General features: G+C 69.9%; 15 protein-coding genes. 5 read left to right on the top strand and 10 right to left on the bottom strand.

Going from position 1 to position 14,155, the window contains the following annotated elements; all coding sequences use genetic code 11:
* Positions 1 to 17 precede the first annotated feature (17 nt).
* Genes AB0F44_RS21895 through AB0F44_RS21885 form a run of 3 tightly spaced genes read right to left on the bottom strand, consistent with a single transcriptional unit; the run spans position 18 to position 3,021 of the window.
* Positions 18 to 977 carry a sugar kinase gene (locus AB0F44_RS21895; protein ID WP_357358793.1) on the bottom strand — a complete coding sequence of 320 codons (960 nt, stop codon included), beginning with the start codon at positions 975 to 977 and terminating at the stop codon, positions 18 to 20.
* The gene (locus tag AB0F44_RS21890; protein WP_357358792.1) at positions 974 to 1,717 is read right to left on the bottom strand and encodes a fumarylacetoacetate hydrolase family protein; all 744 of its coding nucleotides are present in this window, start codon (positions 1,715 to 1,717) and stop codon (positions 974 to 976) included. Before AB0F44_RS21890 ends, AB0F44_RS21895 begins: the two co-directional genes overlap by 4 nt.
* Complete coding sequence (locus tag AB0F44_RS21885; RefSeq protein WP_357358791.1) at positions 1,714 to 3,021, bottom strand: MFS transporter; 1,308 nt, start codon at positions 3,019 to 3,021, stop codon at positions 1,714 to 1,716. Before AB0F44_RS21885 ends, AB0F44_RS21890 begins: the two co-directional genes overlap by 4 nt.
* 146 nt (positions 3,022 to 3,167) lie before the next feature.
* Here AB0F44_RS21885 and AB0F44_RS21880 point away from each other — a divergent pair, with 146 nt between their 5' ends.
* The gene (locus AB0F44_RS21880; RefSeq protein ID WP_357358790.1) at positions 3,168 to 3,956 is read left to right on the top strand and encodes an IclR family transcriptional regulator; all 789 of its coding nucleotides are present in this window, start codon (positions 3,168 to 3,170) and stop codon (positions 3,954 to 3,956) included.
* Here AB0F44_RS21880 and AB0F44_RS21875 read toward each other — a convergent pair.
* Positions 3,937 to 4,755 (bottom strand): alpha/beta hydrolase, encoded by an 819-nt coding sequence (locus AB0F44_RS21875; RefSeq protein ID WP_357358789.1) that lies wholly within the window; start codon positions 4,753 to 4,755, stop codon positions 3,937 to 3,939. The genes AB0F44_RS21880 and AB0F44_RS21875 overlap by 20 nt on opposite strands.
* A gap of 31 nt (positions 4,756 to 4,786) precedes the next feature.
* Here AB0F44_RS21875 and AB0F44_RS21870 point away from each other — a divergent pair, with 31 nt between their 5' ends.
* Positions 4,787 to 5,344 (top strand): PadR family transcriptional regulator, encoded by a 558-nt coding sequence (locus AB0F44_RS21870; protein ID WP_357358788.1) that lies wholly within the window; start codon positions 4,787 to 4,789, stop codon positions 5,342 to 5,344.
* Here AB0F44_RS21870 and AB0F44_RS21865 read toward each other — a convergent pair whose 3' ends face one another.
* The 4 genes from AB0F44_RS21865 to AB0F44_RS21850 form a co-directional block, all read right to left on the bottom strand.
* On the bottom strand, positions 5,345 to 5,953 hold the full coding sequence (locus AB0F44_RS21865) for an MBL fold metallo-hydrolase (protein WP_357358787.1): 609 nt from the start codon (positions 5,951 to 5,953) through the stop codon (positions 5,345 to 5,347).
* A complete protein-coding gene (locus AB0F44_RS21860; RefSeq protein WP_357358786.1) occupies positions 5,953 to 7,053 on the bottom strand; it encodes an S-(hydroxymethyl)mycothiol dehydrogenase in 1,101 nt (366 codons plus the stop codon). The genes AB0F44_RS21865 and AB0F44_RS21860 overlap by 1 nt, the downstream gene beginning before the upstream one ends.
* 107 nt (positions 7,054 to 7,160) lie before the next feature.
* Entirely contained in the window at positions 7,161 to 8,183 is a 1,023-nt protein-coding gene (locus AB0F44_RS21855; protein WP_357358785.1) for an FAD-binding oxidoreductase, read from the bottom strand.
* A 3-nt stretch (positions 8,184 to 8,186) separates the two neighbouring features.
* Complete coding sequence (locus AB0F44_RS21850; RefSeq protein ID WP_357358784.1) at positions 8,187 to 9,419, bottom strand: cytochrome P450; 1,233 nt, start codon at positions 9,417 to 9,419, stop codon at positions 8,187 to 8,189.
* 140 nt (positions 9,420 to 9,559) lie between these two features.
* Between AB0F44_RS21850 and AB0F44_RS21845 the strand changes: the two genes are divergently transcribed.
* Positions 9,560 to 10,498, top strand: a complete 939-nt coding sequence (locus tag AB0F44_RS21845) for an AraC family transcriptional regulator (protein WP_357358783.1) — start codon at positions 9,560 to 9,562, stop codon at positions 10,496 to 10,498.
* A gap of 5 nt (positions 10,499 to 10,503) precedes the next feature.
* On the opposite strand, the gene AB0F44_RS21840 is transcribed toward AB0F44_RS21845, so the two are convergent.
* Together AB0F44_RS21840 and AB0F44_RS21835 are read right to left on the bottom strand one after the other, a co-directional pair.
* Positions 10,504 to 11,049: a TetR/AcrR family transcriptional regulator gene (locus tag AB0F44_RS21840; protein ID WP_357358782.1), complete on the bottom strand. Its 546-nt coding sequence runs from the start codon at positions 11,047 to 11,049 to the stop codon at positions 10,504 to 10,506.
* Positions 11,046 to 12,227, bottom strand: a complete 1,182-nt coding sequence (locus AB0F44_RS21835) for a cytochrome P450 (RefSeq protein WP_357358781.1) — start codon at positions 12,225 to 12,227, stop codon at positions 11,046 to 11,048. Before AB0F44_RS21835 ends, AB0F44_RS21840 begins: the two co-directional genes overlap by 4 nt.
* 197 nt (positions 12,228 to 12,424) lie before the next feature.
* Here AB0F44_RS21835 and AB0F44_RS21830 point away from each other — a divergent pair, with 197 nt between their 5' ends.
* Together AB0F44_RS21830 and AB0F44_RS21825 are read left to right on the top strand one after the other, a co-directional pair.
* On the top strand, positions 12,425 to 13,978 hold the full coding sequence (locus AB0F44_RS21830; protein WP_357358780.1) for a sodium-dependent transporter: 1,554 nt from the start codon (positions 12,425 to 12,427) through the stop codon (positions 13,976 to 13,978).
* On the top strand, positions 13,975 to 14,106 hold the full coding sequence (locus AB0F44_RS21825) for a methionine/alanine import family NSS transporter small subunit (protein WP_160026071.1): 132 nt from the start codon (positions 13,975 to 13,977) through the stop codon (positions 14,104 to 14,106). Before AB0F44_RS21830 ends, AB0F44_RS21825 begins: the two co-directional genes overlap by 4 nt.
* Positions 14,107 to 14,155: the final 49 nt, after the last annotated feature.

Here is a 14,155-nt window from a genome sequence, read left to right as displayed (position 1 = left end):
CATTGGTGTTTTCGTGCTCACTGCAGGATCAGGCTGGCACTGGTCGCGAGGAACCGTTCCAGCCGCTCGCGGTCCGGCAGGCCGTCCTTGTCGCCGGCCGAGGTCGTGGCCAAGGCACCCACGGCGGCGGCCCTCTCGAGTGCCGGTCCGATCCCCAGACCGTCGAGATGGGCGCTGATCAGTCCGGCGGCGAAGCCGTCGCCGGCGCCGACGGTGTCCACCGCCTCGACCCTGAACGCGGGCTGCCGGATCGTGCCTTCCGGGCCGAACGCGACGGCACCGGCACAGCCGTTCTTGACCACCACGCGGGTGACGCCCGTGGCGAGATAGTGCTCGGCGATGCTCTCGGGGTCGCTGTGACCGGTCAGCACCCGCCCCTCCTCGACCCCCGGGAGCACCCAGTCGGCGAGCGCCGCGACCTCGTTCACGACGGCCACCATCTCCTGCTCGCTCGCCCACAGGGACGGGCGCAGGTTCGGGTCGAACGACACGCTCGCGCCGCCCGCCCGAGCCGCGGCGATTGCCTGGAACGCGAAGTCTCGCGCCGTCTCCGAGATCGCCAGCGGGATGCCGGTCAGGTGGAGATGCCGGGCAGTGGAGACGTACGTCCTCATCGGCTCGCTCCACGCCAGCCGGCTGCCCGCGGAGCCGCGGCGGAAGTAGACCACCTCCGGGTCGCCACCGTCGGCCCTCGACTTCAGCTGGAAGCCGGTCGGCGCTTCACGGTCGATCTCGACCCGCGACAGGTCGATACCGCAGCGGCCGAGCTCCTCCTCGATGAACAGGCCCAGCGGGTCGTCGCCCAGGCGCCCGGCCCAGCCGGAGCGATGCCCCAGCCGGGCCAGCCCGGTCGCCACGTTGGTCTCGGCTCCGGCGGTCGCCTGCACGAAGGTCGCCGCCCGGTGCAGCGGTCCGCTCTCCTGGGCGACGAACATGGCCATCGCCTCACCGAAGGTGACCGCGTCGATCCCGGTCATGCCGCACCCCTCTCCGTACGCCGCTCGAGCAGGCCCTCGGCCACCGGGTTGACCAGCTCGCCGATCCCGGCGACGCTCGCGGTGATCTGCTGTCCTGGCCGGATCGGAAGGCTGGCCCCCGGGGCGCCAGTCAGGATCACGTCACCCGGCCCGAGCGGGAGGAACTCGCTGACCCATGCGACCACCTCGGCGACACTTCGGGCCAGCTGGTTCGTGCCTGTCAACGGCGACGTCGCGTCGTCGACCGCGAGTGCGACCATCGCACGGCCCGGGTCGAGATCGGTCTCGATCCAGGGGCCGAGCGGGGTGAATCCGCGCTGCCCCTTGGCGCGGGTCCACAGTGGATCCTCGGTCTGCAGGTCGCGCCCGGTGACGTCGTTGGCGACCGTGTAGCCCAGCACCGTGCCCGAGCTCCCGATCACGACCGCGAGCTCGGCCTCCGCGTGGACCAGTCCGAGCTCGACCGGCACCGGCACCGGGTCACCGGGTCCGATCACGGACCGGGCCGGCTTGAGGAACGCCTGCGGCGGCAGCAGCCGGTCGCCCGGCCCGGTGTTGTGGGCCATCCCGACCACCGTGCGCGGCTCCACCGGAGCCAGCAGGCGAGCATCGGCGAGGGCCACCCACCGGTCCTGGCACCGGATCTCCTCCGCGAACACGTCCTCGATCAGCCGGTAGCCGTCGGTCTCGACCACCGCATGGTCGATCCCGTGGGGATGCTCGATCCGGGCGATCCTCATCGAGCCGTCCCCGAAGCCGGCTCCGACACTGTCTTCGCAGCTGGCGCCCTGACCAGCAGCATCACCACAGCGGCCAGCGCCAGGCAGCCCGCCATCAGCAGGAACGACGCGTCGGTGCTCCCGGTGGTTCCGTTCAGCCAGCCGACGAGGTAGCTGCCCGCGAACCCGCCGAGCGCACCGAAGGAGTTGATCAGCGCGATCGCCGCTCCGGCCACGTTGCGCGGCAGGAACTCCGGGATCTGCGCGAAGTACGGCCCGTACGGCGCGTACATGGCACCGCCGGCGATTGCGAGCAGCAGGAAGGAGAGCCAGAACTGGTCGGGCCCGAGCAGGTAGGAGCCGTAGAACGCCACCGCGCCGAGCAGCAGCCACGGCCACACGAACCGGCCACGCGTCCCGGCGCGGTCGGAGGCTCGGCTGTTGACGATCATCAGCACGACCGCGAGGACGTACGGGATCCCCGAGATGAGCCCGGACATCCCGATGCCCTGGCCCGAGGCCGCCTTCACCATCGAGGGAAGCCAGAACACGAAGCCGTAGACCCCGACGCTCCACAGGAAGTACTGCAGCGAGAGCAGGATGACGTTGCGGGACCGGAACGCCTCGCCGTAGCCCTTCATCGGGGTCAGCGCACGCTGCTCCTGGTTGAGCTGGTCGACGACGGCGTCGCGCTCGGCCGGGTTGAGCCACTTCGCCTGCTCGGGGTGGTCGCTGACCATGGCCCGGAACACGAACGCCCAGGCAACCGCGGGCAGGCCCTCGATGATGAACATCCACCGCCAGCTGGTGGCCTCGATGAGGAAGCCGGACACGACCGTCAGCCACAGGACCGTGACCGGGTTGCCGAGGATGAGGAAGGTGTTGGCGCGGCCGCGCTCGCGGCTGGTGAACCAGTGGCTCAGGAAGATCACCATCGCCGGCAGCACCGCCGCCTCGACGACGCCGATCAGGAAGCGTACGACGATCAGCGCGGTCGCCGAGCTGAGCAGCCCCTGCACCGAGGCGAGCACGCCCCAGGCGATGAGGCTCCAGAAGATCAGCGACCGTACGCTGCGCCGCTCGGCGTAGATCGCTCCCGGGATCTGGAAGGCGAAGTAGCCCAGGAAGAACGCCGCGCCGATGAGCGCGGAGACCGCTGGCGTGATGGCGAGCTCCTCCTCCATGCCGCCGGCGATGCCGATGGAGAAGTTGGAGCGATCGAGGTAGGCGAGGCTGTACGTGATGAAGACGATCGGCAGCAGGCGTGCCCAGCGCTGCGTGCCGATCGTCGCGCCGGAGTCGGCGCGGGTCTCGGAGGTGGTCATCGGGTTCCTTTCGCTCCACTCCCGCGTGGCGGAAGTCACTTTCACCATGCGAGTGTGGCGGCGGCCACATCGGCCCGTCAACGAGTTCCTTCCATCTTTCAGATATCGCTTCCACGATATGGAAGGAACTATGGAAGGATGGCGCCATGGATGACACGACGGATGCGGCAGAAAAGCGCGACATGGTCGGCAAGGCGCTGCTCCTGCTGGACAAGCTCGCCGCCTACCCCTCCGGCGTACCGCTCTCCGCGCTCAGCCGGGAGACCGGCTTCCCGCTGAGCACCTGCCACCGGCTCGCGGCGGCGCTGATCCGCGACGGCTTCGCGACCTTCGACGAGGACAGCAAGCGCTACTCCCTCGGGCTCAAGGTCTTCTCCCTTGCCCAGTACGTCGCCCACCGCCGCGGCTTCGCCGGCTCGGCGCTGCCCGCGCTGGAGGAGCTCACCGAGCAGACCCGCGAGACCTCGCTGATGTCGGTCCGCTCGGCCCACAACCAGCTCTACGTCCACCACGTCCAGGGACCTCAGCAGGTCAGCGTGATCGGCACCCCGGGCGGCCTCGGACCGCTGCACTGCACCTCGATGGGCAAGGTGCTGGTGGCGTTCGCCCCCGACGCCGAGCGGAAGCAGCTGGTCGATGAGCTCGACCTGGTCGCGAAGACACCGCGCACGATCTCCGACCGCGCCGCGTTCGCGGAGATGATCGACCAGGTGCGCGAGCAGGGGTACGCCGTCGCGGACGAGGAGCACGAGATCGGCATCCGCGCGCTCGGCGTCCCGGTTCTCAGCCCGGACGGCCATGCCGTCGCGGCCGTCTCGATCGCCGCGCCGTCCTACCGGATGGAGATGGCCCGGATGGTCGAGCTGCTCCCGCACCTCCAGGCTGCCGCCGAGCGGCTCTCGATCGTCCTGCCGATCACCTCGCGGCGTACGTGAGGACCTGCTGACCGAGCGGCGTGAGCCGGCCCTCCTCGATCACCAGCTCCCAGCCGTGCCCTGCCTCGGCGGGCACGAACTCCGAGGACGTGGCCTGCGCCAGCGCCTGGGCGGCGTCTGCCTCCTCGGCACCGTCGGTGTCCTCGGCGACGGCGATCAGACCCGGCGTCCTGATCGAGTCGGCGACCGAGGCCAGGTCGACACCCGCCCAGTTCGACGGCCCCGACAGGTCGACCCAGCCGTCGACGTCCACGCCGGCGGCGACGGCCCGGACGGTCTGGCTGCCTCCCATCGAGGCGCCGACCAGCACGACCGCCGCGTCCGGCCACTGCTTCTCGACCTCGTCCAGCGCGGCCCGCACCTGCGGAACCGGGTCGTCGGGATCCTTGATCCCGCAATCGGCATCGCCATAGCCGCAGAGGTCGAACGAGAGGCCCGCGACGCCCTGGAGAGCCGCCAGGATCGCGAAGTCACCCCAGCCGCAGCGGTCCCCGTCGGTCTGGTGGAGCATCACCAGCACCGCCGACGGGTCCTGATCGTCCGGAGGGGAGAAGCGGATGGCCGGCAGCTCGAGGTCCTTGCCAGCGACCTGCATCGGCTCCACCCCGGCGTCGGTCTCCGGCAGGAAGCACCCGCCGAGCTCACCCTCGATATAGGGGCCGTCCGTCGGCAGCACGGGACCCGACTTCTTCGCCTTGCCCGGACCACCATCCCCCTCGGCACCGTTCTCCGCACCGCACCCGGCCAGCACGATGCCGAGGATCGCCGCCCCGACCGCTACGCCCTTCACGCTCCGCATATGTCAATATTGACATATGAATGATCCCGGGGTGACCACTTCCAACCTCGGCTTCGCGATCCTCGGCCTGCTGGCACGGCGGGCGAGCACCGGCTACGAGGTCGCGCAGCGGATGCGGCAGCCGATCGGCTACTTCTGGACCGCCCGCCACTCCCAGATCTATCCGGAGCTGAACCGACTCGACGCCGCCGGGCTGGTCGAGCACGAGGTCATCGAGGGCGCCGGCCCCCGGCCGACGAAGCGCTACCGAATCACCGAGACCGGTCGGGACGCCCTGGCGGCATGGGTCGTGGGCGACCTCGAGCCCCAGCCGGTCCGTGACCTGGAGATTCTCCGGCTGTGGTCGATCTGGACCGTGGAGCCCGACGCCGCCACGGAGCTGGTCGGCCGGCTCGAGGCGGTCCACCAGGACGTCCTCGACCGCTACCTCGAGGAGCTGGCCGAGATCTCCGACCGCCCCGGCGTCCGCGACCCGTCGAACCCGCTGTTCGCCACGCGGATCACCCTCGAAGGAGGCATCCGGTCACGGCGTACGGCACTGGAGTGGTGCGCCTGGATGCGCGCGGAGTTCGCGGCCGCCGGACGCTGATCAGCCCAAGGCGGCGGCCTCGGCGGCAATTGTGGTGTCGTCGCCGTGCCCGGTGTGGACGACCGTCTCGCCGGGAAGCGTGAACAGCTTGGCCCGGATCGACGACTCGATGGTGGGCCGGTCGCTGAAGGAGCGCCCGGTCGCCCCGGGACCACCCTGGAAAAGGGTGTCGCCGGTGAAGACGCACCCCAGCGAGGGCACCGACAGACAGACCGCCCCCGGCGCGTGACCCGGGGTGTGCAGGACCGTCACAGAGGTGTCGCCGATCTCGATGACCTGTCCGTCGGAGAGGTCCGCGTCCCACAGCTCGTCGGTGTGGGTGAGCTCCCACAGCGGCCGGTCCTCGGGATGCAGCAGGATCGGGGCCCTGACGGCCTCGCGCAACGCCGGCGCCACGCGTACGTGGTCATCGTGGGCGTGGGTGCAGACGATCGCCTTCACGCGGCGACCGTCCACCACCGCCAAGATGTCCTCCACCGAGTGCGGTGCGTCGATGACCAGGCACTCCTGGTCGTCGCCGATCACCCAGACGTTGTTGTCCACCTGATGCGTCTCGCCGTCGAGGCTGAAGGTGCCGCTGGTGACACCGTGGTCCACACGTACGGCCATCAGAGCACCACCACCGAACGCAGCACTTCGCCATGATGCATCTTCTCGAAGGCGGCCTCGACGTCGCCGATCCCGATCTCCTCGCTCACGAAGGCGTCCAGGTCTAGACGCCCCTGGCGATAGAGGTCGACCAGCATCGGGAAGTCGCGGCTGGGGAGGCAGTCGCCGTACCAGCTGGACTTGAGCGCGCCACCGCGACCGAAGACGTCGATGAGCGGGATCTCGGGCACGGTCATGTCGGGCGTGGGCACACCGACGAGCACGACGGTGCCGGCCAGGTCCCGGGCGTAGAAGGCCTGCTTCCAGGTCTCCGGGCGGCCGACCGCCTCGACGACGATGTCGGCGCCTTCGGCTCCTTCGTACGTCTCCGAGCAGATCCGTCGGATCTCCTCGACCGGGTCGGTCTGCGAGGAGTCCACGGTGTGCGTCGCGCCCATGGCCGCGGCGCGCTCGAGCTTCTTGGCGTCGATGTCGACGGCGATGACCGGGCTCGACCCGGCTAGCGCCGCACCGGCGATCGCCGCCACCCCGACACCGCCGCAGCCGATGACCGCCACCGACCTCCCGCGGGTCGCGCCGCCGGTGTTGATGGCGGCACCGATGCCGGCCATCACGCCACAGCCGAGCAGGCCGACGGCGGCGGGCCGGGCCTCCGGGTCGACCTTCGTGCACTGACCCGCCGCGACCAGCGTCTTCTCCGCGAAGGCGCCGATGCCCAGCGCGGGCGAGAGCTCCGTGCCATCCTCGAGCGTCATCTTCTGGGTGGCGTTGAACGTGGCGAAGCAGTACTGCGGCTCACCGCGCTTGCACGCCCGGCAGCTGCCGCAGACGGCGCGCCAGTTGAGCACCACGAAGTCGCCCGGCGCCACGTCGGTCACGTCCGGACCCACCGCCTCGACGATCCCGGCGGCCTCGTGACCCAGCAGGAACGGGAACTCGTCGTTGATCCCGCCCTCGCGGTAGTGCAGGTCGGTGTGGCACACCCCGCACGACTGGATCTTCACCACCGCCTCGCCCGGCCCGGGCTCGGGAACGTTGATCGTCACGAGCTCGACGGGCGCACCCTTGGCACGGGCGATGACGGCCTTGACCTGCTGCATATCTCTCCTCTCAAGGCACCGGAGGCATCCGGTAACTCGTGATTCATCCTGGGGGTTCGTGATATATCTCGGCAAGGGCCGGTCTCGGCGTCCGAGGTTTTCCCGGGTCAGGAGCCCGGCCCACGCCCGTCGGCCGGCTCGAACTTCTCCCGGTGGATGAGCCGGGGCGCCATCCGGCGCCGCTTGAACGCCTTGACCCCGGCCTCGACCAGCGCCGGCGAGCCGCACAGCCAGCCGGACCAGCGACGTGCGCTGGCGACGTCCTCGACGAAGGCGTCGGGCGCATAGCCGCTGCGGTGACCGGGCCGCGTCTCCCGGGAGAGCACGGTGACGAAGCTGAAGCTGCGATACCTCTCGGCCAGCTCCTCGAGGCGGTCGGTGTCGTAGAGGTCCGCCTCGGTGCGTACGCCGTGGTAGAGCACCATCATCCGGTCCGGATGGCGTTCGAGCGCGGTGCGGGCGATGCCGAGCAGGGGCGCCAGCCCGGTGCCACCGGCGATGAGCACCATCGGCTCTCCCTCGTCCTGATCCGCCTCCGGGACGTGGAAGTCGCCCAGCGGGCCGCGTACCTCGACCCGGTCACCGACCGCGACCGACCCGAAGAGCCAGTCACTGGCCACACCGCCGGGGATGCGGCGTACGTGGAGCTCGAGGACCTTGTCCTCCTGGGCCGTGTTGGCGAGCGAGTACTGGCGCCGCTCGGCGGTGCCGGGGACGAGCACCTCGACGTACTGTCCCGCCGAGAACGCGAGCGGCTCCTCGAGGCCGAGCCGGACCCGCCGGGTGTCGCGGGCGACGTCCTCGACGTCGACGACGGTGGCGGTGAGGTCACGCAGCACGTGGGTGGCGCGGCCCATCTCCGTGCCACGCAGCGCGACCTCGGTGTCCTCGAGCGGCCGCGCCTGGCACGCCAGCGCCAGACCGCTCGCGCGCTCGTCCGCGGTCAGCGTCTCGAGCGGCGAGTCGCGGTGGTCGACCTCGCCGCACAGGACCTGCAGCTTGCAGGTGCCGCAGGTGCCCTGGTTGCAGGAGTTCGGCATCCACACGCCGGCACGGAGGAACGCCTCCAGGATCGACTGGTCCTCGGCGCACTCGACGCGGCGGCCGGAGACACTGATCGCGGCGGACATCGCTCAGACCTCCCAGGTGCAGTGCAGGCTGGTCGGGCCGCGGAATCCCCAGCCCCAGAACTCCACGCCCTCACCGGTGTCGCGCTCCAGGTTGGGGATCGCCTCGAAGAGCTCCTCGAGCCCGATCCGCATCACCTGGTTGGCGTAGTAGATCCCGGCGCACGCGTGGTTCCCGGCGCCGAAGGCGAGGTGCGGCAGCGGCGGCCGGTGCAGGTCGTACGCCGTGGGCGCATCGTATTTCCCGGAGTCGTGGTTCGCAGAGCCGTAGGAGAGGATCACCGGAGTCCCGGCGGGCAGGTCGACGCCGGCGATCGTGACCGGCTTGGTGCTGATCCGCGCCGTCGCCGACCAGATCGGGGAGGTCCAGCGCATGCCCTCCGAGATGGCCCGCGGCAGCAGCGACGGGTCGTCGACGACCTCCTCCAGCTGCTCGGGGCGGCTGAAGAGGCCGACCAGCGTCGAGGCCATGCCATGGCCGGGCTCCTGCATCGCGCCGAGCAGGTAGACGTAGATGGTGGGGTAGATGTACGCGCGGTCGCGGGTCTTCCCCGGTGGCATGCCGTCGTGGAGCCAGTGGGAGATCGCGGTGTTCTCGGGGTGCTCGATCCAGCGGTCGATAAGGGGGTCGACGACCGCCTGGATCTCGGCCCTGGCCTCGTCACCGGGGGTGAACCCGTCAGGGTTGGTGAACTCGCCGTTCTCGTCGACCGCGGCGTTGGTGAACGAGACGCTCAGCTTGTGGAACCACTCGCGGAGCTTGTCGGAGGAGACCGACTGCAGCCCGAGCAGGTCGCCGAGGGAGCGTACGGAGACGGGCTCGCAGTACTCCGCGACCAGCTCGGCGCGGCCGCGGTCCTCGAACTGCTCGACGTAGTCCCGCGCGATCGGGCGGACCAGGTCGTCCACCCAGCTGTCGACTTCGGCCGGCTGAAGCTGGGGCTCGACCATGCCGCGCAGGTCGGCGTGGATGTCGCCGTTGACGCCGATGATCGCCGGGTGTCCGAAGGTACGTCCGCCGGCCGGGGTGATCACCGCCTCGAAGTCGGGGCTGGTGGCGACCTCGCGGCAGATCTCCGCGGTGGAGGCGACGTAGGAGCCGAGGACCGGGACGAAGGCGAGCGGCGCCTCGCGGCGAAGGCGCTCGTAGGTCGGATAGGGGTTCCGCTCGAGCTCGGTCATCGTCACGTCGTCGAGCCAGGAGAGGTCCTGCGTGCCGGGTTGCTGCGTGGTCGTCATGGGTGCTCCTCGAGAGGTGGGAGGTTCCGAACAGGACTCGAAAGTAGGTCGGTCCGCGCGCCCCGGCGACACGGATTGCGCGGGTTCAGCACCCAGAACGCGACCAATTTGTGACGCTCGTCTCAGGTACGCTCTGCGGCATGGCCGGTCGTATGCGAGCCGCTCCCAGAGACTGGGGGCAGGCCTCGCGCGTCGTGGCCCAGGCATACTTCCCGCACGAGCTCCGGCCGGTCGGCGGCGCTCACGAGCCGCGGCTCACGCTGCGTACGCTGGATCTCGGTCCGGTTCTGATCGGCCACGTCGGCTGGGGCGCGGATGTGGCGATCGAGTGCGACTACCCGAGCGCGTACGAGGTGAACATGCCGATCACCGGCCACCTGGAGAGCCGCGGCCGGTTCGGGGAGCTCACCTCGGTCGTCGGCCAGGGCACCGTCTTCCGGGCCGACACCCCGTCCCTGATCAGCCACTGGGACGCGACCTGCACCGTGCTCGGCGTGAAGTTCGACAGCGACTGGCTGGAGGTCGAGACCGAGCGGATCCTGGGCACCGACCGCGTCAACGCCCGCGCCCTCCTCCCGGAGCAGCTGTCGCTGGAGCGCGGCCGCGGACGCGCCTGGCATCACCTGATCACCAACCTGGCCACCAACCTGCACGACCCGGACATCTTCGCCGACAGCGAGCTCGTACGCCGCCAGCTCGCCGGCGCGGTCGCCGCCGGCCTCCTGGAGGTGTGCTCCCCCGACGGCGGCGTCACCGCGGCCGCACAGCCGCGGACGATCCGCCGCGTGGTCGAGGCCCTCCACGACGACCCGGCCCGGGCCTGGACCGCCGCCGACATGGCCGCCCTCGCCGGCACCAGCGTCCGCCGGCTGCAGGAGGGATTTCAGCAGTGGGTGGGAAGCGCGCCCTCCCACTACCTCCTCGACATCAGGCTCCAGCGCGCCCACGCCGAGCTCACGACCGACCCCACCCTCAGCGTCGGCGACGTCGCGGCGCGCTGGGGCTTCTCCTCCGCGAGCCGCTTCGCCGCCGCCCACCGGCGCAAGTACGGCACCGCCCCGTCGGCCATCCGGCGCTGACGGGTCTAGCTGCGCGGCGGCACGACGAGGAACCGCTCCAGCAGGCGACGCTCTGCTTCTTCGTCGTCGCCCGGATTGGAGAGGAACGACAGGATGATGCGCAGGATCCAGTCGGCCAGGTCGGGATCGGTGGCTTCCGAGTCGGAGGCGAGGTAGCTCTGGGCGACGCCGCGGATCACCGGGGAGTCGTGGAGGACCTCGCGCAGCAGGGTGCTGTCACCGGCGTACCAGGCCGCGAGGTGGGGCCGCTCGCGCACGGCAGCGAGGCAGGCGATCACGGCCTCGACCACGCGACTGCGTGGATCGGACACGTCGGTCGCGGCCTGGGCGACCTGCTTGGTGATGAGCCGCGCTTCGCGATGGGCGAAGGCGTAGATCAGGGCCTGCCGGTTCTCGAAGTAGCGATACAGGGTCGCCCGCGAGCAGCCGGCCGCGCGGGCGACCTCGTCCATGCCCGGCTTGTCGACCCCTCGCTCCACGAAGAGCGCGCCAGCCGCGTCCAGGATCCGCTCGGCGGCGAGCTCCGTCCGCTCCACCTCGAGCCAGCTCATCCGGCCACCTCGACATGAAGACTGACGGGCCTGCGTACGTAGCTCCCCGGTGCCCATCGCAGGGAGTCGTGGTCGACGGTGAAGGACGGCATCCGGGTGAGTATCTCGGTGAGCGTCACCCGGCCCATCATCCGGGCGGCCGCGGCGCCCAGGCAGTGATGCGCCCCCTGGGCGAACGTCAGGATCTGGCGCGGCCGGCGGGTGACGTCGAGCTCCTCGGCGTCGGCGCCGAAGACGCGCGGGTCCCGGTTGGCGGCCGCGTAGCAGAGCAGGACCTTCTTCCCCGCGGGAATCGTGACGTCGTGGATCGTGACGTCGCGTGTGGTGGTCCGGGCGAGCCCCTGCACGGGCGAGGTGAGCCGCAGCAGCTCCTCGACAGCGGCCGGTACGTCCTGTAGCGCGAACTCGCGCTGGTCGGGGCGGTCCGCCAGCAGCGGCAGGCCGCCGCCGAGCAGCCCGGTCGTCGTGTCGTTGCCGCTAGCCACCATCGTGAAGGCGAACGCGAGCACCCGCAGCAGGCCGGCGTCGTCGTCGGCCTCCCCGGCCGCGACGAGGTGGGAGACGGTGTCGTCACCGGGCTCTCGCCGGCGCCGCTCGATCAGCTCGGCGAAGTAGCCCATCAGCTCGGCGGCGGCACCGGCTCCGATGCTCTCGTCCTGAGCCGCGTTGGCCGTCACGATCGCGTCGGTCCACACGTCGAAGCGCCCCCAGTCCACCTCTGGAACGCCGAGGTAGTGAGCCACCACCATGCTCGGTAGCGGCTTGAAGAGCTCCGCCACGATGTCGCCTCCACCGGCCGCCCTGAGCTGCTCGACCCGCTCGACCACGAACCGGGTGACCCGAGGAGTCACGTCCTCGACCTGCTTCGGCGTGAACCCGCGGTTCACCAGCTTCCGGAACGCCGTGTGCGCCGGCGGATCGGTCATCACCATCGGCGGATTGTCGGCCAGCCCGATCCGCTCGAGCTCGTCATGAGCCGTCGTCAGCCCTCCGGTCGAGCTGTACGTCTCGTGGTCACGCACCGCGGCGTAGACATCGTCGTGCCTGGTCAGGACCCAGTAGTCGCCCCGAGCGACGTGGTGGACCGGGTCGTGCTCGCGCAGCGCGGCGTACATCGGCCACGGGTCGGCCCACGACTCCCCGGTCAACGGGGTGTACGCCGCCAGCGTGTGAGACACATCTGAATCCATGTCTCATACGATCAACAAATGACCCGGGCTTGTCAATGGTTCGCCACTACTACTGACAGCCGCCGAAACCCCGAAGTCGCCCACCGACAGCCGGATGACTATTGTCTGTGATCGGCGTCACAAGCGCCGCCAGCACTACATTTGGCGCCACAAGCGCCACGCACATATCGAGCAAGGAGGCGGATATGAGCACGACACCTGAGGGCGTGCAGGAAGCGGCCGCGGCAAAACGCGGAGCGTTCTCATCGCGACAGGTCTTCATCTTCGCGGCGATCGGCTCAGCGGTGGGCCTGGGAAACATCTGGCGTTTCCCCTACGTCGCCTACGACAACGGAGGTGGCGCGTTCGTCATCCCCTACATCGTGGCGCTGCTGACAGCCGGAATCCCGTTCCTGTTCCTCGACTACGCACTGGGCCACCGCTACCGCGGCTCCGCGCCGCTGTCGTTCGCGCGCCTGCGTCGCGGCACCGAGGGCCTGGGCTGGTGGCAGGTCGGCATCTGCTTCATGATCGCCATCTACTACGCAGCCGTGATGGCGTGGGCGGTGCGCTACACGATCTTCAGCGTCACCAAGGCCTGGGGTGACGACCCGGAGGGCTTCTTCTTCGGCGAGTTCCTCAAGGCAGGCGATCCGGGCGTCGACGCCACCCCGGTGTGGGGCGTGCTGATCCCGCTGCTGCTGGTGTGGGTCGCGATCCTGGCCGTCATGCTGCTCGGCGTCCAGAAGGGCGTCGGCGCGACCTCGGCCATCTTCATCCCGATCCTGGTCGTCGCCTTCGCGATCCTCGTGGTGCGCTCGCTCTTCCTCCCGGGTGCGGCCGATGGGCTGGACGCGCTCTTCACCCCGGACTGGGGAGCGCTGACCGACGCAACGGTGTGGGCGGCGGCGTACGGACAGATCTTCTTCTCGCTGTCCATCGGCTTCGGCATCATGATCACCTACTCCTCCTACGTGCACAAGCACACCGACATGCCGGGCGCGGGGCTCGTGGTCGGCTTCGCCAACTCCAGCTTCGAGCTGCTCGCCGGCATCGGCGTCTTCGCCGCGCTCGGCTTCATGGCGCAGGCCAACGGGGTCGCCGTCGGCGAGGTCGCCACCTCTGGCATCGGGCTGGCGTTCGTCGCCTTCCCCGCGATCATCAGCGAGGCGCCCGCTGGCGCCCTGATCGGGGTGCTCTTCTTCTTCTCCCTGGTCATCGCCGGTTTCACCTCGATGGTGTCCATCGTCGAGGTCGTGATCTCGGCGGTGCGTGACAAGTTCGAGATCACGCGCACCACCGCCACAATCGCGGTCACCGTGCCGATGGCTGTGCTCAGCCTGGTGTTCTTCGCCACCACGAGCGGGATCTACGTGCTCGACATCCTCGACCACTTCATCAACCAGTTCGGCATCCTGCTGGTCGCCGTTATCTCGATGCTGATCATGAGCTGGGGGCTGCGAGTGCTGCCGACCTTCAGCGACCATCTGTCCGACGGCAGCTCGATCGTCGTGGGCGCCTGGTGGCGGATCCTGGTCAGCATCGTCGCTCCGATCGGCCTGGTCCTCGTGCTCGGGCTCTCTTTCTGGGAGGACGTGAAGACCCCCTACGGCGGCTACCCGGGCTGGATGCTCGCCGTCTTCGGCTGGGGCGCGGCCGGAGCGGTCATCGTCTTCGGCTTCCTGGCCGCTCAGGCCAAGTGGCGAGACCCCGAGGCTCTGTCCCCGGTTCACTTCAACGAGAAGGGAGCACAGTCATGAGCGGCTCCGCCATCGTCATGATGCTCGTCGCGATGCTGGTCATCTGGGGAGGCCTGGCGCTGGCCGTCGTCAACCTGCGACGCAGCCCTGACCTTCCGCGCGAGGACGAGATCCGGCGCGACCTCTGACGGGTCACCGACCCGAACACACAGGGCCTGTTTCGGAACGCGGCGTGAG

Source organism: Nocardioides sp. NPDC023903 (genome assembly GCF_040639295.1).
Taxonomy (GTDB): domain Bacteria; phylum Actinomycetota; class Actinomycetes; order Propionibacteriales; family Nocardioidaceae; genus Nocardioides.
This window is presented reverse-complemented; position numbering and strand designations above follow the sequence as displayed.